This is a genomic window from Frateuria sp. Soil773, from assembly GCF_001428405.1.
GTDB lineage: Bacteria > Pseudomonadota > Gammaproteobacteria > Xanthomonadales > Rhodanobacteraceae > LMSL01.
Window position 1 is genome coordinate 399137 of the sequence record NZ_LMSL01000039.1, and the last position, 22020, is coordinate 421156.

Below are 22020 nucleotides of genomic sequence, written 5' to 3' on the forward strand. Positions count from 1 at the left end.
CGGCCCGCCAAAGCAAACGGGCACCCGAGGGTGCCCGTCTGGGACAGCAGTGGCGGGTGCCGGTCGGCTTACTTGTCGCTGACCACGATCACCTTGACCTGGGCCTGCACGTCGGCGTGCAGGCTGATCGTCACGTCGAACTCGCCGGTATTGCGGATCGGGCCTTCGCCCTGGATCACTTCGCCCTTGCCGACCTTCTGGCCGGCGGCTTCCAGCGCCTCGGCGATCTCGCGCGGGCCGACCGAGCCGTACAGCTTGCCTTCCGGGCTGGCGTGCGCGGCGATGGTCACCGTGGCGCCCTCGAGCTTGGCCTGGCGGGCCTGGGCGTCGGAAAGCAGGGTGTTGGCCTTGGCCTCGTACTCGGCGCGGCGCTTCTCGAAGGCTTCGAGGTTGGCGGCGGTGATCGGCACGGCCTTGCCCTGCGGCAGCAGGTAGTTGCGGCCGTAGCCCGGCTTCACGTTGACCTTGTCGCCCAGGTTGCCGAGGTTGCGGACTTTCTCGAGAAGAATCAGTTGCATGGTTTCATTCCTTTTCGTTAGCGCCGGGGTGGCCGGCGCAGCCGTGGACGGTTGTCCGAAGGGCTGGGATTCGGGAGACGGGATTGGGGATTCGGAAAAGCGCAGCGCGTCGAGCCTGCGGCTTTTATCGAATCCCGAATCCCCAATCCCGAATCCCGGACGTCGTCATCAGACGTCGTGGTTGTCGGTGTACGGCAGCAGGGCGAGGAAGCGCGCGCGCTTGATCGCGGTGGCCAACTGGCGCTGGTAGCGCGCCTTGGTGCCGGTGATGCGGCTGGGCACGATCTTGCCGTTCTCGGTGACGTACTGGCGCAGGGTGTTGAGATCCTTGTAGTCGATCTCCTTCACGCCCTCGGCAGTGAAGCGGCAGAACTTGCGGCGGCGGAAAAACTTGGACATGGCTGGGCTCCTGATCAGTCGTCGCTGTCGCGGCTGTTGTCGCTGTCACCGCGGTCGCGGCGCGGGCGCTCGTCGCCGTCGTCGCTGTCGTCATCGCGGCGGCGCGAGGACTTGGCATCATCCTTTTCCTTCGACTTCAGGATGAAGGACGGCTCGGTGTCGGCGGCGTCGCGGCGGATCACAAGGTGGCGCAGCACGGCGTCGTTGAAGCGGAAGCCCGACTCCAGTTCGTCCAGCGCGTTCTGGCCGACCTCGATGTTGAGCATCACGTAGTGAGCCTTGGCCAGGTTCACGATCGGATAGGCCAACTGGCGGCGACCCCAGTCTTCCAGGCGGTGGATCTTGCCGCCGTCGGCCTCGATCAACGCCTTGTAGCGCTCGATCATCGCCGGAACCTGCTCGCTCTGGTCAGGGTGGACCAGAAACACGACTTCGTAATGACGCAGGGTCATCGTGGGTTAACTCCTTGTGGATGCGGCCAATTCGGCCTCGCAGCCTCCCGCCCGGTGCGGTGAGGCAAGGTTCCGTCCGGGCCCTCGGGCGCCGGACAGAAGCGGAAGTGTAAGGGAATTCAGGCAATTGGGGCAAGCGGCGGGAATGGGCGGCTGCGTTCGGGGGCGCCGCCATTCCGGCCGGATGCGGCCTGGCAAGGCCGCCATCCGGCAGAAGGAGCTCATATCCCGGCAAACCGCAAGGAATCACCCCAAGGAACGTCATCCCAGCGAAAGCTGGGATCCAGTGCCATTGGGATGCACACCGGAGCAACGTCGCTGGATCCCAGCTTTCGCTGGGATGACGGCGGATCGAACAGGGGGATGGCGGCAATGGCGACGGCAACGGCAGGACGGCGGCGACAGAGGCAACGCCGGCGCCATCCCGGCTCAGCCGACGGTGAAGCTCTCCCCGCAGCCGCACTCGCCGGTGGCGTTCGGGTTATGGAACACGAAGCTGGCGTTGAGGCCCTGGCGGCGGAAGTCGATCACCGTGCCATCGACCAGCGGCAGGCTCTTGCGGTCGACCACCACCGGCACGCCGTCGAGTTCGACCACCTCGTCCTCCTCGCCCACCGTCTCGGCCAGGTCGACCACGTAGGCGAAGCCGGAGCAGCCGGTGCGCTTGACGCCGAAACGCACGCCGGCGGCCTGCGGCGTCTGCGCGAGGAACTGGCGCATGCGCTGGCTGGCGGAGGGCGTGATGGTGATGGTCATGGCGGATTCGACGAAGGGTGGGTTCCGGTGGCCGGGGATCGCGGAAAAGGTCGCGGCCGCGAAGGACACTACATTATCATGCCGGTTTGTCCCCGGCGCCCGACATGCGGCGCAACAGCAGGAGTTTCAACCCATGGCGGCGGTCAGCCCGACGGTATACAGCGTGAAGCAGGCTCTTTCCGGCAGGCTCGAGGCCGGCAGCAGGGTGACCGTGCGTGGCTGGGTGCGCACCCGGCGCGACTCCAAGGCCGGCCTGTCCTTCGTGAACGTCACCGACGGCTCCTGCTTCGACCCGATCCAGGCGGTGGTGCCGTCCACGCTGGGCAACTACGACAGCGAGGTGAAGCACCTCACCGCCGGCGCCGGCGTGATCGTCAGCGGCACCCTGGTGGCTTCGCAGGGCAAGGGCCAGAGCTTCGAGCTGCAGGCGGACGAGGTGGTCGTCACCGGCCTGGTCGACGACCCGGAAACCTATCCGATCCAGCCCAAGCAGCATTCGATGGAATTCCTGCGCGAGGTCGCCCACCTGCGCCCGCGCACCAACCTGTTCGGCGCGGTGACCCGCGTGCGCCACACGATGATGACGGCGATCCACCGCCACCTCACCGAGCAGGGCTTCTTCTGGATCAACACGCCGATCATCACCACCTCGGACGCCGAGGGCGCCGGCGACATGTTCCGGCTGTCCACGCTGGACCTGGCCAACCTGCCGCGCACGCCCGAGGGCAGGATCGACTTCCGCAAGGACTTCTTCGGCCGCGAGGCGTTCCTCACCGTGTCCGGCCAGCTCAACGTGGAGGCCTACTGCCTCGCGATGAGCAAGGTCTACACCTTCGGCCCGACCTTCCGCGCGGAGAACTCCAACACCCCGCGCCACCTCGCCGAGTTCTGGATGGTGGAGCCGGAGATCGCCTTCGCCGACCTGGCCGCCGACGCCGACTGCGCCGAGAGCTTCCTCAAGGCGATCTTCAAGGCGGTGCTGGAGGAACGCGCGGACGACATGGCGTTCTTCGCCGAGCGCGTGCAGCCGGACGCGGTCAGCCGGCTGGAGGCCTTCATCGCGCAGCCGTTCGAGCGGATCGACTACACCGAGGCGGTGTCGATCCTGCAGAAGTCCGGGCAGAAGTTCGAATACCCGGTGGCCTGGGGCATCGACCTGCAGACCGAGCACGAGCGCTACCTTGCCGAGAAACATATCGGCCGCCCGGTGGTCGTCATGAACTACCCCGAGGCGATCAAGGCGTTCTACATGCGCCTCAACGACGACGAGAAGACCGTGGCGGCGATGGACGTGCTGGCGCCGGGCATCGGCGAGATCATCGGCGGCAGCCAGCGCGAGGAACGGCTGGACTACCTCGACCGCCGCATGGCGCAGTTCGGCCTCGATCCGGCCAGCTACGGCTGGTATCGTGACCTGCGCCGCTACGGCACCGTGCCGCACGCCGGCTTCGGCCTGGGCTTCGAGCGCCTGCTGGTGTACGTGTGCGGCCTGTCCAACATCCGCGATGCCATCCCCTACCCGCGTGCGGCGGGGACGGCCGAATTCTGACCGACCGACGACCATGCGCCACCATCTGCCAACGCTCGCCACAACCCTCGCGCTGACCCTGCTGCTCGGCGCGTGCCATAGCGTGAAGGTGCTGGTGCCGCCGAACTTCAGGGCACCGACCGCGACCGGCAACTCGCTCGACCTGGCCCGGCAGCACCTGCAGGAGGCCACGCCCTGCTGCGGCAGCTTCGCCGACTTCTCCTACAGCACCCCGCTGCCCTGGCGCCCGAAGAAGTTCGAGCTGGGCAGCGGCAGCGCGGTGGCCAACCTCAACGGGGTGCGCAGCTACTTCCTCGCGTTCCGGCTGCCGTCGGACGTGAAGCTGCCCTACCGCGTGGCGCTGAAGTCGGAGTTGAACGGCCGCTGGCTGCATTCGAGCTACCTGTTCGCGCCCACCACCGTGCTGCTCGACGAGGCTTTCCAGCCGATCGAGTCCAAGGACGTGCGCCTGTGCGAATACATGGGCTGGAGCAGCGAGAGCACCGGCGCGTTCGGCAGCGTCAGCGTGACCACCGACAAGGCGCGCTACCTGGTGGTCTACAGCTCGGCCGACCAGCAGGCCGGCAACACCTACTGGGAGCAGTCCCCCGCCGCGTTCTCCGCCGAGGCGCCGGTGAAGATGGCCTCCAACGGCAGCTTCCGCATCCCGCACGGCCCCGACGGCAACGTGTGGGTCGGGTTGATGAACAAGACCTACGCCAAGGCCGTGGACAACGGCATCTGCGACAAGGCCCCCCAAGGCGACGGCGTGCTCAATACCCTGCGCACCGCCCTGCCGACCCACTGGAGCGGGAGCGGAAGTTGACCCTTGTAGCCCTGTATCTGGCCCTGCTGCTCGGCGGCGTCGCCTGTTTCGTGCTGTATTACCTGGCCCAGTACCGGATCGCCCGGCTGTTGCGCGATCGTCACCCGCAGCAGTGGAAGATCATCGCCGAGCCCGAGCAGGGGCAGGCCAGCGCCCTGCGCACCTGGGTGCGGTTGCAACAAGTGCTGCGCACGGCGCAGCCGCGCCTGCCCGAACTGCTGCAGGACGCGGCGATCACGCGCTGGTACCGCGTCTGGCGCGTGGGCCTGTGGCTGGCCTGGCTGTGCTGGTTCGCCGCGCTGTTCCTGCAATGGCGCGCGCGCTGAACTCCATCCGTCGAGGGAGCAAGCGATGCAATTGGATCTGACTGGTCGTCACGCCCTGGTCTGCGGCGCCTCCCAGGGCATCGGTCGCGCCACCGCGATCGAACTGGCCGGACTGGGCGCCAGCGTCACCCTGCTGGCCCGTTCGGCCGACGCACTGGCCGAACTCGCCGGGCAGTTGCCGCGGTCGCATGCGGAGCAGGAGCACCGCTGGCACGCGGTGGACATGCTCGACACCGGCGCGCTGCTGGCGGTCGCCACCGACCTGGCGATCGCCCATCCGGCGCAGATCCTGATCAACAACACCGGCGGCCCGCCCGGCGGCCCGGCCCACACCGCCGAGCCGACCGCCTTCGAGGCCGCGTTCCGCCAGCACCTGTTGGCCGGCCAGGCGCTGGTGCAGGCACTGCTGCCCGGCATGCGCGCCGGCGGCTACGGACGCATCGTCAACGTGATCTCCACCTCGGTGAAGGAACCGATCGCCGGCCTGGGCGTCTCCAACACCGTGCGCGCCGCGGTCGCCGGCTGGTCCAAGACGCTGGCCAGCGAGCTGGCCACCGACGGCATCACGGTCAACAACGTGCTGCCCGGCTACACCCGCACCAGCCGGCTGGACGGTCTGCTGGCCGCGCAGTCGGCAAACACCGGCCGCAGCGCCGACGACATCGCGCAGGGCCTGCTGGCCGGCGTGCCGGCGCGGCGCTTCGGCCAGCCGGAGGAAGTGGCGGCGGTGATCGCCTTTCTCTGCACCCCGGCCGCCGCCTACGTCAACGGCGTTAGCATCGCGGTGGACGGCGGCCGCACGCGCGCCCTGAGTTGAGCGCGCAGGCGGGCGCATACGCCGGCGTCCGGTGCATTTGCCCGGCCCAGGCCTTAAGCTTGCGCGGATGACAAGCCTGCGTCTCGCCAACCTGATCGACGGTCGCCTGCAGGCCCCGATCGACGGCCACTGGCTGGAGATCCACGAGCCGGCCACCGGCGAGGTCTTCGCGCATTGTCCCGACAGCCAGGCCGCCGACGTCGCCGCCGCCGTCGAGGCCGCCCGGCGCGCGGCGCCCGGCTGGGGCCATACGCCGCCGGAGCAGCGCGCACGGCTGCTGCAGCGGCTGGCCGACCTGATCGAGGCGCGGCTGCAAGCCTTCGCCGAGCTGGAATCGCGCGACAGCGGCAAGCCGCTCGCCCTTGCGCGCGGCCTGGACATCCCCCGCGCGGTCAGCAACCTGCGCTATTTCGCCGCCGCGGCGACGACCTGGGGCAGCGAATCGCACGCCACCGAAACCGGCGCGCCCGACGGCGGCGCGATCAACTACACCTTGCGCCAGCCGCTCGGCGTGGTCGGCTGCATCAGCCCCTGGAACCTGCCGCTGTACCTGTTCACCTGGAAGATCGCGCCCGCGCTGGCGGCCGGCAACGCGGTGGTAGCCAAGCCTTCCGAGGTCACGCCCTGCACCGCCGCCCTGCTCGGCGAACTGAGCATCGAGGCCGGCCTTCCGCCCGGCGTGCTGAACATCGTGCAGGGCCGCGGGCCAGCCGTGGGCCAGGCCATCGTCGAGCATCCCGCGGTAAAGGCGGTCTCCTTCACCGGCAGTACCGCCACCGGCGCCCGGATCGCCGCGGCGGCCGCGCCGCACTTCAAGAAGGTGTCGCTGGAACTGGGCGGCAAGAACCCGGCGATCGTGTTCGCCGATGCGGGCCTTTCCGACGCCGACATGGACACCCTCGTGCGCTCGGGCTTCGCCAACCAGGGCGAGATCTGCCTGTGCGGCTCGCGGCTGCTGGTGCAGCGACCGATCTACGAGAGCTTCCGCGCACGCTACCTGGAACGCGTGCGCGCGCTGCGCGTGGGCGATCCGCGCGACGCGTCCAGCGACCTCGGCGCGCTGGTTTCGAAGCCGCACTTCGACAAGGTGATGGCCTGCATCGCCCAGGCGCGCGCCGAAGGCGGCCTCGTGCTGTGCGGCGGCGAGGCCGTCGCCGGGCCGGGCCGCTGCGCCGGCGGCTGGTTCGTGGCGCCCACGGTGATCGAGGGCCTGCCGAACGAGGCGGCCACCAACCAGCAGGAAATCTTCGGCCCGGTGGTGACCCTGATCCCGTTCGAGGACGAAGCCGAGGCGCTCGCCATCGCCAACGGCACCGGCTACGGCCTGGCCGCCTCGCTGTGGACGCGCGATCTCGCACGCGCGCACCGGCTGTCCGCGCAACTGGAATTCGGCATCGTGTGGGTCAACTGCTGGATGCTGCGCGACCTGCGCACGCCGTTCGGCGGCGTGAAGCAGTCAGGCGTCGGCCGCGAGGGCGGCACCGAGGCGTTGCGCTTCTTCACCGAACCGAAAAACGTCTGCATCCGCTACTGAAGGAACTCCGATGAACTCGCTGAAAGACCTGCTGGCCAACAACCGGCGCTGGGCCGCCGACGTCACCGCCAGGGAACCGGACTTCTTCGAAAAGCTCGCCCAGCAGCAGGCGCCGAAGTACCTGTGGATCGGCTGCTCCGATTCGCGCGTGCCGGCCACCCAGATCGTCGACCTGCCGCCGGGCGAGATCTTCGTCCACCGCAACGTCGCCAACGTGGTGGTGCATACCGACCTCAACGCGCTCAGCACCATCCAGTTCGCGGTGGACGTGCTCAAGGTGAAGCACATCCTGGTGGTCGGCCACTACGGCTGCGGCGGCGTCGGCGCGGTGCTGAACCAGTCGCGGCTGGGCCTGATCGACAACTGGCTGCGCCACATCGGCGACGTCGCGCTCAAGCATCCGGACAAGCTCGACCCGGCCGTCGCATTCGCGGTGCGCCACGCGCGCCTGTGCGAGCTCAACGCGGTCGAGCAGGCGATGAACGTGTGCCACAGCACGGTGGTGCGCGAAGCCTGGGAGCGCGGCCAGCCGCTGGCCGTGCACGCGTGGATCTACGGCCTCGAGGACGGCCTCATCACCGACCTCGGCCTGGACGCGCGCAACCACGAGCAGTTGCCCGCCACCTACGAAAACGTGCTGGCCAGCCTCGCCGAGCGCTGGAAAGCGCAGTGAGCGACATCGTGCGCACCGACGCGGCGCCGGCGCCGGTAGGCGCCTACCCGCACGCGCGGCGCGTGGGCAACCTGCTGTTCCTCTCCGGCGTGGGACCGCGCCAGCCGGGCAGCAACGCGATCCCCGGCAACGTGCACGACGCCGGCGGCAGGCTGGTGGCCTACGACATCGAGGCGCAGTGCCGCCAGGTGTTCGCCAACGTGCGGGCGGTGCTGGAGGCCAGCGGCGCGCGCTGGGAAGACCTGGTCGACGTCACCGTCTTCCTCACCGACATGGCGCGCGATTTCGCCGCCTACAACCGCATCTACGCCGAGTGCTTCGCCGGCGTGGACGCCTGCCGCACCACGCTGGGCATCACCGCCCTGCCCACGCCCATCGCGATCGAGCTGAAGTGCGTGGCCGCGCTGCCGCCCGCCGGCGGGTGAGATGAAAAACCCCGGCGGCCAGGCCGTCCGGGGTCCGTATAGCCGGATGCAGCGGCGTGCTCGTTACTTGCCGCTCGAACCCGTGGCGGCCGGCGCCGCCATGCTGTCGCCCGCCTTGGCGGCCGCCTTGTGGTGCTTGCGGTGATGGTGCTTGGCCGGCTTCGGTGCGGCGGCCTGGTCGGTCGTCGACTTGGTCGCCGCTGCCTGCGGGGCAGCCTCCTGGGCCATCACGGAACCGCACAGGGCGACGCCTGCCGCGAGCAGTGAAGCGATCACAAGTTTACGCATGGGTAAGCCCTCGAATGTGTAGGGCCGTGGACCCGGTCGGAACCCGACCACGCGGGCGGCACGGCGGCTGCACATTGCGGCAGTTCCCGGATACGGCGACTGAATGCCGCGGCCCTTCCCGGTACGCGCCGCGGCGCCGCCTCTTGACTTATCGACGCGCCGGAAATTTCCGCAATATCCTGCGTTCAGCCCAGGCAGGCGCGCAGCAGCCGCTCGATCACCGCCTGCACCGCCGGCGCCCGGTCCGGGGCATAGGCGAAACTGTCCTCGTCCATGTAGCTGTGCTGCGCCAGCTCCAGTTGTATCGCCTCGACGCCCTCGCCGGGCCGGCCGTAGTGGCGGGTGATGTAGCCGCCCTTGAAGCGGCCGTTGACCACGAAACTGTAGCCCTGCTGCGACTCCAGCACCGACGCCAGCTTTCGCTGCAGGTCCGCGCCGCAACTGGCGCCGTCGGCGGTGCCCAGGTTGAACTCCGGCAGTTCGCCGTCGAACAGCATCGGCACCCGGGTGCGGATGGAATGGCCTTCCCACAGCACGACCCGGCCGTGCAACGAGCGCAGCCTCGCAAGTTCCTGCTGCAGCGCCTCGTGGTAAGGCCGCCAGAATGCGTTTACCCGCCGTTGAATTTCGTCCGCGTCCGGCTCGGCGGCGGCATCGCGGTACAGCGGTTCGCCGTCGAAGCCGATGGTGGACACCAGGCCGGTCTCGCGCCGGCCCGGGTAGAGCGCGTGCCCGTCCGCCGGGCGGTTGAGATCGACCACGTAGCGCGAGGCCAGCGGCCGCAGCACGCTGGCGCCCAGCGCCTGCGCCAGCGGCGCGTACAGCCGCCCGACGTGCCAGTCGGTGTCCGGCGACCGCCGCGCGGCGGGCCGCATGCGCTCGGCGATGGCGGGAGGAATGTGGCTGCCGTCGTGCGGCAGGCTGATCAGCAGCGGCGCGGTGCCCTGCTCCAGGGTATAGGTGGCGTCCATCCGCCAAGTGTCGCCGCCCATGCTCAACGCGGCAACAGCAGTTCCTCCGCCGAGGTGGGATGGATCGCCACCGCCGCGCGCAGTTCGTGCCGGGTCAGGCCCTTGCGCAACGCCACCGCGAAGCCCTGCAGCATCTCGTCGGCTCCCGGCCCCAGCACGTGGATGCCCAGCACGCGGTCGTCGTCGCCATGGCAGACCAGCTTCATCAGGCTGGGCGCCGCATGGCCGGCAACGGCAAGCTGCAGCGGCGTGAAGCGGCGGGTGTAGACGCGCACCGCATCGCCATGGCGCTCGCGCGCCTCGGCCTCGCCCAGGCCCACCATGCCCAGCGGCGGCTCGGCGAACACCACGCTGGGCACCAGCTCGTAGTCGAAGCGCGCGTCGGCCTTGCCACCGAACAGCCGCTCGGCCAGCGCGTAGCCCGCGGCCACCGCCACCGGCGTCAGCGCCTTGCGCGCGGTCACGTCGCCGAGCGCGGCAATGCCCGGTACCGTGGTGTTCTGCCATGCGTCCACCCGGACGTGCCCGCCCGGATCGAGCGCGACACCGATCTCCTCCAGCCCCAGGCTGCGGGTATTCGGCACGCGCCCCACCGCCCACAGCAGCGCGTCGTAGCGGCCGTGCACGGCGCCGGTCGCGTCGTCCAGCAAGAGCGCCCCCGGTGCGCCCCGCACGCCGCGGACGTCGGCGCGCGCGACGCGGATGCCCTGCGCCTGCATGCGCTCACACAGGGCCTGCGCCATCTCCGCGTCGAAGGTATCGAGCAGGCGCTCGCGGATCAGCAGCTCGACCTCGGCGCCGAGCGAGCGCAGCAAGCAGGCGAACTCGGTGGCGATGTAGCCGCCGCCGACGATGGCGATCCGCCGCGGCGCCGCATCCAGCGAGAACATGTCGTCGGACACCATGCCAAGCCCGAAGCCCGGCAGTTCCAGCCGGCGCGGGCTGGCCCCCGTGGCGATCACCACCTGCGGCGCGCGGCAGCACGTGCCCTGTGCCGTCTCCACGGTATCGGCGGCGACGAACCGCGCGGCCTCGCCGATCACCTGCACGCCGACCTCCCGCAGGCGCCGGTCGTAGCGCTGCCGGATGCCTTCGATGTAGCGATCGCGCAATTGCCGGAACCGCTGCCAGTCGAGCCGGCCCGGCGCCAGGTCGAAGCCGTAGTCCACCGCCAGCACCTGGGCCTGCGCCAGTTGCGCGGCGAACCACATCGCCTTCTTCGGCACGCATCCGAGATTGACGCAGGTACCGCCCATCAGGCCCGGGTCGATCAGGGCCACCCGGGCGCCGTGCCGCGCCGCGCGCTGCGCCACGGTCAGCCCGGCCGAACCGGCGCCGAGCACGATCAGGTCGAATTGCTTGGTCATGCGCTGGATCTCCGCAAGGTGGACCGTCCGGCATCCATGGCGCGTGGCGGCTACAGGCCGAAGCGCGCCGGCGCATAGGGCGCCGGGTCCAGTTCGGGCGTCCGGCCGGCGAGCTGCGCCGCCAGCAGTTCGCCGGTGGCCGCCGACATGCTCACGCCCAGCATGCCGTGCGCGGTGGCCAGGTGCAGGTTCGACCAGCGCGTGCTCGGCCCGATGATCGGCACCTCGTCCACGCTCATCGGGCGCCAGCCCCACCACTCCTCCAGCAGTTGCGGCCCCTCCGGCTCGTGCAGGCCGGCCGCCGCGCCGCGCCGCAGGGCATCCAGCCGGGTGCGGTTGAGCCCTTCGGCATAGCCGGAGAATTCCATCGTGCTGCCCAGCCGGTAGCCGCTGGCCCAGGTGGTGACGCATACGGCCGCCTCGCGCAGCACCAGCGCATGGCGCGGCGCCCGCACCGGACGGGTATAGGTGAGCGAATAGCCCTTGCCCGGCTGCATCGGCAGGCGCAGCCCCAGCATCCGGCCCAGCAGGGGCGACCAGGCGCCCAGCGCCATCACCACCTGCCCGCCGTGGAAGACCCCGCGGGTGCTGCGCACATGGCTGACGCGGCCGTCGCGGGCCTCGAGGTGGTCGATCCGCGCGCCGCTCTCGATCACCCCGCCCAGCTCGCGTACGCGCTGCGCCAGCCCGGCGACATAGCGGTCCGGCCGCAGCCGTGCATCGCCCGGATGGAACAGGCCGCCGGCCACGCCGGGCTTCAGCGCCGGCTCGGCCTCCTCGACCTCGTTCCCGCGCAGGCGCCGCACCTCGATGCCGAGGCGGTCGAGCAGCGCGGCATGGTGGCGCTCGTCGGAAGCCAGCAGGCGGGGCGTGCGGTACACGTACAGTTCGCCGGCTTCGGCGAACTCGCAGTCCAGCCCCTGCTCGCGCACCAGTTCCGCCAGCAGCCGGCGCGAGCGCAGCAGGATCGCCGCCCGCGCCTCGGCGGCCCGCGCGAAGTCGCGCCAGTTGCAATGCCGCGCGAAACCCAGCAGCCAGCGCAGGCGCGGTCCGTCGAACCGCGGATTCAGGTACAGCGGCGCGTCCGCGCGAAGCATCGAGCGCAGCGCGATGCCGGGCATGCCCGGCATCGCCAGCGGCGCGGCATGGCTGGGGGTGATCGTGCCGCAGTTGCCGTGCGAGCTGCCGCAGCCGGGCGTGCCCTGCTCCAGCACGCGCACGCTCGCCCCGGACCTGAGCAGGAACAGCGCACAACTCAGGCCGATGACACCGCCACCAAGAACCAATACGTCACTGCGGGAAGCATCCATTCGCTCATTGTAGCGGCGCCGGGCCCAAGCCCCCCGGCGCCGGCGGAGGTCTTGCATATTCGGAAAGCTGAATGCACGCTGTCGTCCAACCGCAGACAAACCGACCGGGTCCCGTCCATGCAGACACGCACCCTCCTGGCAGGCATCACCGCATTGATGGCGTTGGGAGCCGGGACGGCAGGGGCCAAGGACGTATCCATCGCCGATCTGCTGCACGACCTGCAGCCCATCAACAACGACCTAGCGCGCTACGCCTACCTGACCCAGGCGCTGCCGAAGCTCTCGGCCAGCGACCGGATGACCGCGATGCAGTTGCTGGCATGGAGCGAGGACGAGCTGGGGCTCTACAACGAGGCGGTCCGCCACTTTCCGCTGGTGCCTCCCATGCTGCCGCAACTGGTCCAGCCGTCGCCCGCCGAATGGAAGGCCGTCGATGCCGCCGAGGCCGTCGCCGCGCTGGCCGACAAGCGCCGCATCGTGATGGTCAACGAGGCGCACAACGACGCCCATACCCGCGAACTCACCCTGGCGCTGCTGCCGCGGTTGCGCGCGCTCGGCTTCAACTATTTCGCGGCCGAGGCGCTCGGCGACAAGGACGCCGAACTGCAACAGCGCGGCTATCCGGTTTCCGCCAGCGGCAGCCAGTACCTGCACGAGCCGCTGTACGGGGAGATCATCCGCACCGCCCTCAAGCTCGGCTTCGTCGTGGTGCCCTACGACTCCTCCGCGCACGGCACCGAGGAGCGCGAAGCGGACCAGGCCAGGAACCTGTACCAGCGGGTGTTCGCCAAGGACCCTTCGGCACGCCTGTTCGTACATGCCGGCTTTGCCCACATCGACAAGGCCAAGGGTCGCCTCGGCAAGGTCGAGCCGCTGGCCATGCGGCTGCGCGAACTGACCGGCTTCGAGCCGTTGTCGATCGACCAGACCCAGTTCCGCGACGTCAATTCAGGCAACGAGCTGGACGCCTACCACCAGTTGACAACCAACTTCCAGCCGAAGCTGCCGACGGTCCTCGTGAACCGCACCAGCGGCACCCCCTGGAGCGCCATCCCCGGACAGTACGACGTGAGCGTCATCGTGCCGCTGGAAGCCAGCTTGGGTGACGCCAAACAACTGGTCCCGGCCTGGCAGACCTTCGGCATGATCGGCATTTCCGTGCAGGCGCCGGCGGGCCCGCCGCTGCGCCCCGGCTGGCTGCCACTCGGCGGCCAGCGGCATGCGCTGCCGATCGACAGCGCCACGCTGTGCGCCAAGACGCTTCCCTGCGTCGTGGAAGCCCACTACGCCAGCGAGCCGGACAAGGCCATCGCCGCGGACCGCTATACCTTCGTGCAGCCCGGAAACGTCGCGCTCTACCTGTTTCCCGGCCCGTACCGCCTGCGTGCCTGGGACGCCCAGGGCAATACGCTTGCCGCGCAGACGGTCGAAGTCCCGCAATAGCGCAAGCCGCATACACGCCGCCATGCGGCCGCTCGCGCGCCCTTCCCGGGGTGAATGCTTCGGACGCGGCGGACGCTTCCACGGGGGACTTACGCCGGGCCATCCTGCGGCGTAAGTTGCGCGCAGTCCCCATGGAATCCCCGCCATGCCGGCCCGCCGCCTGATCGCTTTGCTGTGCCTCGCCGTGCCAGTGTCTTCCGCCGCGGGCGCCCATCCGCATGCGCCGGGCCCGCACGAGCTGTACATGCACGTGGCAGGGCTGACGAACGACCTGGCCCGCTACCAGTACCTGAGCGAGGTCGTGCGTGGACGGGACCCGGCCGACCGTCAGCTCGCCGGGCAACTGCTCGCCTCGACCGAGAGCGAACTGGGCCTCTACGACGATGCGGTGCGGCAGTTCCCGTTCGACAACCGCGACCTGCCGGCGCCGGAGACCCTGCCCCGCACCGACGCATGGCGCGCCATGGACGCGGCGGACGCCATCGTCTCGCTCGCCCGCGACCGGCGCATCGTGATGGTCAACGAAGCGCACCACGACGCGCATACCCGCGAGCTGACCCTTGAGCTGCTGCCGCGCCTGCGCGCGCTGGGCTTCACCCACTTCGCCGCCGAGGCGCTCAGCGAGCGCGATGATGCACTGGCGAAGCGCGGCTATCCCATTCCCGCCAGCGGCAGCGAATACCTGCGCGAACCACTGCTGGGCGAGATCGTGCGCGAGGCGCTCCGGCTCGGTTTCGTCGTCGTGCCCTACGATTCGGCAAGCGCCGACAACGCCGTCCGCGAAGCCGACCAGGCCCGCCACCTGTACCAGCGCGTATTCGCCGGCCATCCCGGCGCGCGCCTGTTCGTGCATGCGGGCTACGCGCACATCGACAAGTCCACCGGCCGCCTCGGCGGCATCGAGCCGATGGCCATGCAGCTGCGGCAACTGACCGGCATCGAGCCGCTGTGCATCGACCAGAGCCAGTTCCGCTGGGTCGGCTACGCGTACAAGGCCGATCCCTACATGCAACTGGTGGGCGATTTCGACGTGCGCCGCCCCACCGTGCTGGTGCGACGCGATGGCCGGCAACCATGGAGCAGCGCCCCGACGCGCTACGACGCCAGCGTGATCCTGCCGCCCTCCGGCCGCTGGGGACGCCCGCGCTGGCTCGCCCTGGGCGGGCTCCGCCGCCCGCACATGGTCAATACCGACCTGTGCCGGCATACGCTGCCGTGCGTGGTCGAGGCGCACTATCCGGCCGAACCCGACGACGCCATACCCGCCGACCGCACGACCTTCCTGTCCGACGACCGGCAGGCAACCCTATACCTGCGCCCAGGCCGTTACCGCCTGCGCGCCTGGGACAGCCTCGGCCGGCCCCTGGGAGAGCGCAACGTGCGGGTATCGCCGCCCTAGCCCTTGCGCCCGTCAATTACATGTGTAATATAGATTTCGACTACACACGTAATCCAACTGGCCCGCGATGGAGCGCCGTATCCCCGTGAAACCCGCAACCCCATCGATCAGCGAAGCCGAAAGCCGCGTGATGGAAGTGCTCTGGCGACAGGCGCCGCAAACCTCCGAGGACATCGTGGCCGCCTTGCTGGAACCCACCGGCTGGCACGAGAAAACCATCCGCACCCTGCTCAACCGCCTGCTCGGCAAGGGTGCGGTGCGGGCCGAGCGCGACGGCCGCCGCTATCTCTACTCGCCCCTGCTCGCGCGCGAACAATGGCAGGCGCAGGAAAGCCGCAGCCTGCTCGACCGGGTGTTCGGCGGCAAGGTGGCGCCGCTGCTGGCGCACTTCAGCCAGCACGAAAAGCTCAACGCGAAAGACGTCGCCGAACTGCGCAAGCTGCTCGACGCGATCGAGCGCAAGGAGCGCTGAGATGGACGCCGGCCTGCTGCGCACGCTGACCATGGTCACGCTGGGCCTGTCGCTGGTGCTGCTGGCGCGGCGTCCCGCGCGACGGCTGTTCGGCGCGGGGCCGGCCTTCACCCTGTGGCTGCTGCCGCCACTGATGGCGCTGCTGTCCTGGCTGCCGGCGCCGGTGCCGGCGCTGGTCCAGGCGGTCCACGTGCTGCCGGCCGCCGCTGCCCTGCCGGGCTCCGCCGCCGCGCCCGCCCCCTCCGCCGGATGGCTGCCGGCGCTGTGGCTGGCCGGCGCCGGCGTGCTCGTCCTGCGGCTGGCGATCCAGTATGCGCGCCTGCTGCTCGGCACCTGCCCGCTGCAGGCGCCACTGCGGCGCACCCTGCCACCCCTGCCAGGCCTCCGGCGGCATCGCCTGCGCGAACATGCCGCCGGCCCGGCCGTGCTGTGGGCGCCGCGGCCGCTCTTGCTGCTGCCGCCGGATTTCCACCGCAGGTTCGACGCCGCCCAGCGCGAACTGGTCCTGCGCCACGAGCTTTCCCATCTCCGCCGCGGCGACCCGCTGTGGCGCCTGCTCGCCGAGCTGCTGTTCGCCCTGCTCTGGTTCCACCCGCTGGCATGGCTGGCCCTGTCGCGGTTCCGGCTCGACCAGGAGCTGGCCTGCGACGAGCACGTATTGCGCGCCATGCCCGAAGCCGAGTCGCGCTATGCCCGGACCCTGCTGCACGGCACCGGCACGGAAGCCCTGCCGGCGCTGATCCCCTGGCTCGCCGAGCCCCAACTGAAGGAGCGCCTCACCATGATCCAGCGTCATCGTCCCGGTTCCCTGCGCCGCCATTCCGGCCTCGTCCTCCTCGGCGCCCTGATGGCCGGCAGTGTCCTGGTCGCGCAGGCCGGCACGTCCGCCCGCACCGCGGCAGCCAGCCAGGACCTGGGCTACAACCTGCGCACCCCGCCCCTCTATCCCGCCGATGCGGTCAAGAACCGGGAACAGGGCATGGTGCTGCTGGACGTGCTGGTCGGCACCGACGGCAAACCGCGCAGGATCGAGGTCGAACCGCGGCAGACCACGGCGTCGGCCAGCCTAGTCAAGGCAGCGACCGATGCCGCCGCGCAATGGCGTTTCAATCCCGCGCTGCGGCAAGGCAGGGCCGTCGAGGGCCACGTTCGCGTCCCGGTCGATTTCCGTCTCGATCCGCTGTCCGAACCGGCGGCGAACACTCCCAAATCCTCGTCCAGTTCCTAAGGACTTCTACACAAGCCATTGATTTGATAACCTCGACGCGCCTACGCCGAGGTTATCGCTTATGCGCCAGGACTTCGCAGCCACGCTTGCGGCGAACCGCTCGTTCCGTTTGCCGCTCCGCTCGGCGCCCCGGCTGCTTTCGGTCAGCGCCGCCGCCCTGCTGCTGGCCGCCTGCGCCGGCACGCCGCACAAGCGCCAGCCCACCTACAAGGATTCGCACTCGTCGCTGGCCGGCCTGCCGGCGCGCGCGCCCTCGGCGGCCAGCGCCGGCACCGCGAACGACGTGCTGTTCCGCGCGATCGCCCTGGTCGGCACGCCCTACCGCTGGGGCGGCAACACCCCGGAGAGCGGCTTCGACTGCAGCGGCCTGGTCGACTACATCTACCGCAATGCGGCCGACATCCTGCTGCCGCGCACCTCCGGCGAGATGGCCCGCGTGGAAGGCCGCAAGGTGAAGCGGATGACCGAACTGGCCAGCGGCGACCTGGTGTTCTTCGGCGGCCGCGGCGGCATCAGCCACGTCGGCGTCTACGTCGGCAAGGGGCGCTTCGTGCACGCGCCGAACAGCGGCGGCACGGTGCGCCTGGACGACATCGACGGGCCGTACTGGCGCGACCATTTCGCCTACGGCAAGCGCCTGCTCGACTGAGCAGGCACGCCCGGCCGCCGCGCTAGGGCAGCGGGATCCCTTCGAGTTCGGCGCAGCCGATCGCGCGGTTGATGTTCTGCATCGCCTGGGTCGCGGCACCTTTGAGCAGGTTGTCCAGCGTCGCCACCACCACCACCCGCTTGCCGTCGGCCGACAGCGCGAAGCCGCCGACCTCGGCGTGGTGACGGTGCGCGATGCGGCTGACCCAGGGCGCCTCGTCCACCACCGACACCAGCTTCTCGCCGGCATACGCCTGGCGGAAGCGCTGCAGCACGTCCTCGCGCTTCGCCGCGCGCGCCAGGTACAGGCTGGTGGTGACGGTGAGCCCGCGGAAATGCGGCGCCACGTGCGGCATGAACTCCACCGGCAGGCCCAGGTGCGCGCTGGCCTCGCGCTCGTGCATGTGGCCGGTGAGCGCGTACGGCATCAGGTTGTCGCGCAGCTTGTCCGGGTCGTTCTTGTCCGACGGCGTGGTGCCGGCGCCGGAGTAGCCCGAGACGCCGAAGCACACCGGCGGCGCGGCCAGCAGGTCCTTCAGCGGCGCGATGGAGAGCTGCATCGCGGTCGCGTAGCAGCCCGGGTTGCTGATCCGCCGCTCGCCGCGCCACCTGTCGCGGGTCAGTTCCGGCAGGCCGTAGTACCAGCGGTCGTCGAAGCGATGGTCGGCGGACAGGTCGACGATCACCGGGTCGGCGCCGGCCGCGTCGAACGCGGCGACGCAGGCGGCGGCCTTGCCGTTGGGCAGCGCCAGCACCACCACGTCGGCGCCCAGTCGCGGCAGCTCCTCGTGCGCCGGCGAGCTGTAGCGCAGCTCGCCCCGGTACTCGGCCACGTGCGCGTCCACGCGCTGGCCGTCCAGCTCGCGCGAGGACACGAACGCCAGTTCCAGCGCCGGGTGCCCCGCGACCAGCCGGATCAGCTCCGCGCCGGTGTGGCCACGGGCGCCGACGATGCCGACCGTCTTCTTCGTCATGCTCATGTCGATCAATCCATCAGGGTCGGCTGCCGCGTGGCGCAGTGCGCGACGCAGCGTCCGATCGTGTCGAAGTCGTCGATGCCGTACCAGTACACCTTCCAGCGCGGCTGCTTCAGGCAGCCGTCGCATTCGGCGTCGTAGAACGGGTTGACGTTGTTGCCGTGGCGCGAGCGCCAGAACAGTTGCGGGTTCTGCTCGCGCATCACCAGCCACACCGCCCGGCCCAGGCCCTCGCCTTGCGCCTCGTCGAGCACGGCGAACTTGTCCAGGTAGGTCAGTCCGTCCTCCCGGGTGAGGATCATCGCGGCGCGGTAGTTCTCGCTGACGTAGATGCGGTGGGGCCGGGTGCGCTCGAAATAGTCCGGCACCAGCGTGCGGCCGAAGCTGGACTCGATCAGCCCGCGCATCCGCGCCAGGTCGATGCCCTCCCACGAGTCGAAGGCGAGCACCTTCTCGCCGCGCCGCACCAGGGTGCCCGAGCCCTTGTGGGTGAACAGCTCCTTGGCCAGCTCGGACGGCCGCGTGATCGACACCGACGAGGTCAGCGGCAGGTCGGCCAGCAGGTCGGCGATCTGCTCGATCTTCAGCCGCATGCCGCCGTTGATCCACGGCTGCGCCATCAGGTGCTCGAACTCGGTGCTGAGGTTGATCGAGTCGATCACCTTGCCCTGGCCGTCGAGCAGGCCGCCGGTGCCGGTGAGGAAGACGATCTTGTACGGCTGCAGCACGCGCACCAGCTCGTTGGCGGCGAAGTCGGCGTTGATGTTGAGGATCTGCCCTTCCGCCGTCTCGCCCAGGCTGGCGATCACCGGGATCGAGTTGGCGCGCAGGCTGGCCTCGATCGGCGCCAGGTTGATGCTGGCGACCTTGCCAACCAGGCCGTAGGTATCGCGGTCCAGGTAGGTGGAGGCGAACACGCCCGAGGGCACCGAGGTGGCGCGGGTGTCCATCGCGTGCAGCGCGTCCACCAGCCGCAGGTTCTGCTGCTGGAACACCTTGCGCACGATCGCCAGCGCCTTCGGCGAGGTCACCCGCAGGCCGTTGACGGTCTGCTTCTCGATGCCGGCCGCGGCCAGTTCCTCGTCCAGTTGCGGCCCGGCGCCGTGCAGCACGATCGGGGTGAGGCCGACCTGCTGCAGGAAGGTCAGCGACGAGGTGAGGTCGGGCAGCTCGTCGCGCAGCACCGCGCCGCCGACCTTGACCACGGCGAAGCGCTTCGCGTCGAGCTGCGAGAAGCGCTTGAGGTACTGCTGGATCTCCTTCGCGCTGCCCATCGCCGAGAGCAGCCGTACGATGGTCTTCCTGGTGTGCTTATGCGTTTCCACGGCTCACGATCCGGTAGAGGGTTTCGGCGTAGCGCCGCAACTGGTCGAGCGCCACCCATTCGTCGGCGGCATGCGCCTGGGCGATGTCGCCCGGGCCGTAGACGAACGAGGTGTAGCCCGCGGCCGAGAACAGCGCCGACTCGGTCCAGAAGTCGACCGCGTTGCCCACCGGGATGCCCAGCTCGTCGGCCAGGTCGCGCGCCTCCAGCCGGCGCGCTTCCGCCGTGGCGGTGTCGCCGGCCGGCAGCGAATCGCCGCGGAAGGTTTCGCCGAACTCCACCGGATGCGGCTCGACCAGGGTGCGGAAGGTTTCCAGCAGGCGGTCGGCGTCCATCGACGGCAGCGGGCGGAAGCCGAAGCGCACGTCGGCGGTCGGCGCGATCATGTTCGCCTTGATGCCGCCCTCGACCTTGCCGATGTTGAAACGCAGCCCGGTCAGCCCGCCGAAGCGCTCGTGCGACTGCGCCGCGACGAAATCCAGCGCGGCGCCGCCCCAGCGCACCGCCTGGTGCAGCGCGCTGTCGGACGCCTGCTGCTCGCCCGAGGCATGCCCGGCGCGGCCGCTGAAACGCATCTGCACCGAATGGATGCCGCGATGCGCCAGCACCGCCTCGCCGCGGGTCGGCTCGGCGACGATCACCGCCTCGTACCCGGGCTTGCCGGCGAGGAAGCCGGCGATGCAGCGCGCGTCGTTCGCCTCCTCGTCGGTGGACAGCAGCAGCGCCAGCGGACCCTCGGTGGCGCGCGCCACCGCCAGCAGCGCCGCCGCCGCGCCCTTGATGTCGCAGGCGCCGAGGCCGATCGCACGGTCGCCCTCCACGCGCAGCACGTGCGGGTCCGCGCTCCAGTGCGGCGAATCCGGCACCGTGTCCATGTGCACGTTGAACAGGTATTTCGGCTGGCCGCGCACCGCGTGCAGGGTCACCGCGCCGGCGCCGTAGTCGGTCACCGTGACCTCGAAGTCCGGCAACTGCGCGCGCAGGTAGTCGAACATGCCGCCGGTGCCGATCGCCCGCGGCGGATTGCGCGTGTCGAAGCCGACCAGTGCCCTCAAGTGTTCCAGCGTCGCGTCGAGCAGGCCGCTCATCGGTTGACCTCGGCCCATAGCGTGCTGCTCATGCCGAACAGCTTGATGAAGCCCTCGGCCTCGGTCACGCCCCAGTCGGCCGACTGCGCGTAGGTGGCGCCCTTGGCGTTGAGGATGTGCTTCGACTCCACCGCCACGGCGTTGACGACGCCGCCGGCGGTTTCCAGCGTCACCTCGCCGTTGACCGCGGCCTGGCTCGATGCCAGGAACGCTTCCAGGTCGGTCTTCAGCGGGTCGTGGAAGAAGCCCTCGTAGACCAGCTCCACCCACTTGCGCGCCACTTCGGGCTTGAAGCGGTTCTGCTGCTTGCTGAGCACCGCTTCCTCCAGCGCGCGGTGCGCGGCGAGCAGCGCGGTGAGGCCCGGCGCCTCGAAGATGATGCGGCCCTTCAGGCCGATCGTGGTGTCGCCGGTATAGATGCCACGGCCCACGCCGTACTGCGCGAACAGGCCGTTGAGCCTGGCCAGCAGCCGATGGCCGGCGATCTTCTCGCCGTCCAGCGTCACCGCCTCGCCGCGGACGAAACCGATCTTCACGCGCAGCGGTTCGGACGGCCATTCGGCGCGCGGCTTGCACCAGCCCACCGCGCCCTCGCCCGGCGCCTGCCACTTGTCGATCTCGCCGCCGGACATGGTCAGGCCGAGCAGGTTCTCGTTGATGGTGTAGGCCTGCTGCTTGGCGCGCACGCCGAAGCCGCGCTCCTCCAGGAACTTCTGCTCGTAGGCGCGCGTCTGCGTGTGCTCCTTCTGGATCTCGCGGATCGGCGCCACGATCTCGTAGTCGCCCAGCGCCTTCACCGCCAGGTCGAAGCGCACCTGGTCGTTGCCCATGCCGGTGCAGCCGTGCGCGATCGCCCGCGTGCCCAGTTCGGCGGCGCGCTTGAGCGCGGCCTCCACGATCAGGTAGCGGTCGGACACCAGCAGCGGATACTGGCCCTGGTAGCCCTCGCCCGCCTGCACGAACGGCTTGACGAAACCCTCCCATATCGCCGGGCCGCCATCGACGGTGACGTGGCTGGCCACGCCCAGCTCCTTCGCGCGGTTCTCGATGAAGGCACGCTCCTCGGCGTCCACGCCGCCGGTATCGGCGAACACGGTGTGCACGGCCCAGCCGCGCTCCTGGAGGTAGGGCACGCAGAAGCTGGTGTCGAGGCCCCCGGAAAAGGCAAGCACGATGTGCCTGCCTTTTCCGGGGGCGGGAATGGGGAATGGGGAATGGGGAATGGTAGAAGCGTTCGACATGATGGTTTCC

General features: G+C 70.0%; 24 protein-coding genes. 12 read left to right on the forward strand and 12 right to left on the reverse strand.

Annotation, left to right across the window (positions count from 1 at the left end):
- Positions 1 to 68: 68 nt before the first annotated feature.
- From rplI to ASG87_RS13710, 4 genes are all read right to left on the reverse strand, one after another.
- Complete coding sequence (rplI, locus tag ASG87_RS13695; protein ID WP_056006110.1) at positions 69 to 518, reverse strand: 50S ribosomal protein L9; 450 nt, start codon at positions 516 to 518, stop codon at positions 69 to 71.
- A gap of 168 nt (positions 519 to 686) precedes the next feature.
- Positions 687 to 917, reverse strand: coding sequence for a 30S ribosomal protein S18 (rpsR, locus tag ASG87_RS13700; RefSeq protein ID WP_056006113.1), 231 nt, complete (start codon positions 915 to 917; stop codon positions 687 to 689).
- A gap of 14 nt (positions 918 to 931) precedes the next feature.
- Positions 932 to 1369 (reverse strand): 30S ribosomal protein S6, encoded by a 438-nt coding sequence (gene rpsF / locus ASG87_RS13705; protein WP_056006116.1) that lies wholly within the window; start codon positions 1367 to 1369, stop codon positions 932 to 934.
- 429 nt (positions 1370 to 1798) lie between these two features.
- A complete protein-coding gene (locus ASG87_RS13710; RefSeq protein ID WP_056006119.1) occupies positions 1799 to 2125 on the reverse strand; it encodes an iron-sulfur cluster assembly accessory protein in 327 nt (108 codons plus the stop codon).
- Between the two features lie 133 nt (positions 2126 to 2258).
- Between ASG87_RS13710 and asnS the strand changes: the two genes are divergently transcribed.
- From asnS to ASG87_RS13745, 7 genes are all read left to right on the forward strand, one after another.
- Positions 2259 to 3674 (forward strand): asparagine--tRNA ligase, encoded by a 1416-nt coding sequence (asnS, locus tag ASG87_RS13715; RefSeq protein WP_056006122.1) that lies wholly within the window; start codon positions 2259 to 2261, stop codon positions 3672 to 3674.
- A gap of 13 nt (positions 3675 to 3687) precedes the next feature.
- Positions 3688 to 4479 carry a MalM family protein gene (locus ASG87_RS13720; protein ID WP_056006125.1) on the forward strand — a complete coding sequence of 264 codons (792 nt, stop codon included), beginning with the start codon at positions 3688 to 3690 and terminating at the stop codon, positions 4477 to 4479.
- Complete coding sequence (locus tag ASG87_RS13725) at positions 4476 to 4805, forward strand: hypothetical protein (protein WP_056006128.1); 330 nt, start codon at positions 4476 to 4478, stop codon at positions 4803 to 4805. Before ASG87_RS13720 ends, ASG87_RS13725 begins: the two co-directional genes overlap by 4 nt.
- A gap of 25 nt (positions 4806 to 4830) precedes the next feature.
- Entirely contained in the window at positions 4831 to 5622 is a 792-nt protein-coding gene (locus ASG87_RS13730; RefSeq protein ID WP_056006131.1) for an SDR family oxidoreductase, read from the forward strand.
- 67 nt (positions 5623 to 5689) lie between these two features.
- Entirely contained in the window at positions 5690 to 7156 is a 1467-nt protein-coding gene (locus ASG87_RS13735; protein ID WP_056006134.1) for an aldehyde dehydrogenase, read from the forward strand.
- A gap of 10 nt (positions 7157 to 7166) precedes the next feature.
- Positions 7167 to 7829, forward strand: a complete 663-nt coding sequence (gene can / locus ASG87_RS13740; protein ID WP_056006137.1) for a carbonate dehydratase — start codon at positions 7167 to 7169, stop codon at positions 7827 to 7829.
- On the forward strand, positions 7826 to 8254 hold the full coding sequence (locus ASG87_RS13745) for a Rid family hydrolase (RefSeq protein WP_056006140.1): 429 nt from the start codon (positions 7826 to 7828) through the stop codon (positions 8252 to 8254). The genes can and ASG87_RS13745 overlap by 4 nt, the downstream gene beginning before the upstream one ends.
- A 63-nt stretch (positions 8255 to 8317) precedes the next feature.
- Here ASG87_RS13745 and ASG87_RS13750 read toward each other — a convergent pair whose 3' ends face one another.
- From ASG87_RS13750 to ASG87_RS13765, 4 genes are all read right to left on the reverse strand, one after another.
- Positions 8318 to 8542 carry a hypothetical protein gene (locus tag ASG87_RS13750; protein WP_157511095.1) on the reverse strand — a complete coding sequence of 75 codons (225 nt, stop codon included), beginning with the start codon at positions 8540 to 8542 and terminating at the stop codon, positions 8318 to 8320.
- A 185-nt stretch (positions 8543 to 8727) separates the two neighbouring features.
- On the reverse strand, positions 8728 to 9513 hold the full coding sequence (hutG, locus tag ASG87_RS13755; RefSeq protein WP_056006523.1) for an N-formylglutamate deformylase: 786 nt from the start codon (positions 9511 to 9513) through the stop codon (positions 8728 to 8730).
- A 23-nt stretch (positions 9514 to 9536) separates the two neighbouring features.
- Positions 9537 to 10880: a glutathione-disulfide reductase gene (gene gorA / locus ASG87_RS13760; RefSeq protein WP_056006146.1), complete on the reverse strand. Its 1344-nt coding sequence runs from the start codon at positions 10878 to 10880 to the stop codon at positions 9537 to 9539.
- Positions 10881 to 10930: 50 nt separating this feature from the next.
- Entirely contained in the window at positions 10931 to 12190 is a 1260-nt protein-coding gene (locus ASG87_RS13765) for an FAD-dependent oxidoreductase (protein WP_056006149.1), read from the reverse strand.
- A 117-nt stretch (positions 12191 to 12307) separates the two neighbouring features.
- On the opposite strand from ASG87_RS13765, the gene ASG87_RS13770 reads away from it, so the two are divergent.
- The 5 genes from ASG87_RS13770 (at position 12308) to ASG87_RS13790 (ending at position 17381) form a co-directional block, all read left to right on the forward strand.
- Entirely contained in the window at positions 12308 to 13633 is a 1326-nt protein-coding gene (locus ASG87_RS13770; RefSeq protein ID WP_056006152.1) for a hypothetical protein, read from the forward strand.
- A gap of 145 nt (positions 13634 to 13778) precedes the next feature.
- Positions 13779 to 15032: a hypothetical protein gene (locus ASG87_RS13775; protein WP_056006155.1), complete on the forward strand. Its 1254-nt coding sequence runs from the start codon at positions 13779 to 13781 to the stop codon at positions 15030 to 15032.
- 79 nt (positions 15033 to 15111) lie between these two features.
- Positions 15112 to 15504, forward strand: coding sequence for a BlaI/MecI/CopY family transcriptional regulator (locus tag ASG87_RS13780; RefSeq protein WP_056006527.1), 393 nt, complete (start codon positions 15112 to 15114; stop codon positions 15502 to 15504).
- Between the two features lies 1 nt (position 15505).
- Entirely contained in the window at positions 15506 to 16732 is a 1227-nt protein-coding gene (locus ASG87_RS13785; RefSeq protein ID WP_056006157.1) for a TonB family protein, read from the forward strand.
- A gap of 61 nt (positions 16733 to 16793) precedes the next feature.
- On the forward strand, positions 16794 to 17381 hold the full coding sequence (locus tag ASG87_RS13790) for a C40 family peptidase (protein WP_056006160.1): 588 nt from the start codon (positions 16794 to 16796) through the stop codon (positions 17379 to 17381).
- 22 nt (positions 17382 to 17403) lie between these two features.
- Here ASG87_RS13790 and argC read toward each other — a convergent pair whose 3' ends face one another.
- From argC to ASG87_RS13810, 4 genes are read right to left on the reverse strand one after another with little or no spacing between them, the layout of a single operon-like run.
- Positions 17404 to 18360 (reverse strand): N-acetyl-gamma-glutamyl-phosphate reductase, encoded by a 957-nt coding sequence (argC, locus tag ASG87_RS13795; RefSeq protein WP_200949106.1) that lies wholly within the window; start codon positions 18358 to 18360, stop codon positions 17404 to 17406.
- Between the two features lie 5 nt (positions 18361 to 18365).
- On the reverse strand, positions 18366 to 19682 hold the full coding sequence (locus ASG87_RS13800; RefSeq protein WP_082582974.1) for an acetylglutamate kinase: 1317 nt from the start codon (positions 19680 to 19682) through the stop codon (positions 18366 to 18368).
- Complete coding sequence (locus ASG87_RS13805; protein ID WP_056006166.1) at positions 19669 to 20769, reverse strand: acetylornithine deacetylase; 1101 nt, start codon at positions 20767 to 20769, stop codon at positions 19669 to 19671. The genes ASG87_RS13800 and ASG87_RS13805 overlap by 14 nt, the downstream gene beginning before the upstream one ends.
- Positions 20766 to 22013 carry an argininosuccinate synthase gene (locus ASG87_RS13810; RefSeq protein ID WP_200949119.1) on the reverse strand — a complete coding sequence of 416 codons (1248 nt, stop codon included), beginning with the start codon at positions 22011 to 22013 and terminating at the stop codon, positions 20766 to 20768. The genes ASG87_RS13805 and ASG87_RS13810 overlap by 4 nt, the downstream gene beginning before the upstream one ends.
- Between the last annotated feature and the right edge of the window lie 7 nt (positions 22014 to 22020).

What these genes read in the sequence shown, in the direction of transcription:
- rplI (WP_056006110.1), bottom strand. Translation starts at nt 518, where the DNA reads ATGCAACTGATTCTTCTCGAGAAAGTCCGCAACCTCGGCAACCTGGGC.
- rpsR (WP_056006113.1), bottom strand. Translation starts at nt 917, where the DNA reads ATGTCCAAGTTTTTCCGCCGCCGCAAGTTCTGCCGCTTCACTGCCGAG.
- rpsF (WP_056006116.1), bottom strand. Translation starts at nt 1,369, where the DNA reads ATGACCCTGCGTCATTACGAAGTCGTGTTTCTGGTCCACCCTGACCAG.
- ASG87_RS13710 (WP_056006119.1), bottom strand. Translation starts at nt 2,125, where the DNA reads ATGACCATCACCATCACGCCCTCCGCCAGCCAGCGCATGCGCCAGTTC.
- asnS (WP_056006122.1), top strand. Translation starts at nt 2,259, where the DNA reads ATGGCGGCGGTCAGCCCGACGGTATACAGCGTGAAGCAGGCTCTTTCC.
- ASG87_RS13720 (WP_056006125.1), top strand. Translation starts at nt 3,688, where the DNA reads ATGCGCCACCATCTGCCAACGCTCGCCACAACCCTCGCGCTGACCCTG.
- ASG87_RS13730 (WP_056006131.1), top strand. Translation starts at nt 4,831, where the DNA reads ATGCAATTGGATCTGACTGGTCGTCACGCCCTGGTCTGCGGCGCCTCC.
- ASG87_RS13735 (WP_056006134.1), top strand. Translation starts at nt 5,690, where the DNA reads ATGACAAGCCTGCGTCTCGCCAACCTGATCGACGGTCGCCTGCAGGCC.
- can (WP_056006137.1), top strand. Translation starts at nt 7,167, where the DNA reads ATGAACTCGCTGAAAGACCTGCTGGCCAACAACCGGCGCTGGGCCGCC.
- ASG87_RS13750 (WP_157511095.1), bottom strand. Translation starts at nt 8,542, where the DNA reads ATGCGTAAACTTGTGATCGCTTCACTGCTCGCGGCAGGCGTCGCCCTG.
- hutG (WP_056006523.1), bottom strand. Translation starts at nt 9,513, where the DNA reads ATGGACGCCACCTATACCCTGGAGCAGGGCACCGCGCCGCTGCTGATC.
- gorA (WP_056006146.1), bottom strand. Translation starts at nt 10,880, where the DNA reads ATGACCAAGCAATTCGACCTGATCGTGCTCGGCGCCGGTTCGGCCGGG.
- ASG87_RS13765 (WP_056006149.1), bottom strand. Translation starts at nt 12,190, where the DNA reads ATGGATGCTTCCCGCAGTGACGTATTGGTTCTTGGTGGCGGTGTCATC.
- ASG87_RS13770 (WP_056006152.1), top strand. Translation starts at nt 12,308, where the DNA reads ATGCAGACACGCACCCTCCTGGCAGGCATCACCGCATTGATGGCGTTG.
- ASG87_RS13775 (WP_056006155.1), top strand. Translation starts at nt 13,779, where the DNA reads ATGCCGGCCCGCCGCCTGATCGCTTTGCTGTGCCTCGCCGTGCCAGTG.
- ASG87_RS13785 (WP_056006157.1), top strand. Translation starts at nt 15,506, where the DNA reads ATGGACGCCGGCCTGCTGCGCACGCTGACCATGGTCACGCTGGGCCTG.
- ASG87_RS13790 (WP_056006160.1), top strand. Translation starts at nt 16,794, where the DNA reads ATGCGCCAGGACTTCGCAGCCACGCTTGCGGCGAACCGCTCGTTCCGT.
- argC (WP_200949106.1), bottom strand. Translation starts at nt 18,360, where the DNA reads ATGAGCATGACGAAGAAGACGGTCGGCATCGTCGGCGCCCGTGGCCAC.
- ASG87_RS13805 (WP_056006166.1), bottom strand. Translation starts at nt 20,769, where the DNA reads ATGAGCGGCCTGCTCGACGCGACGCTGGAACACTTGAGGGCACTGGTC.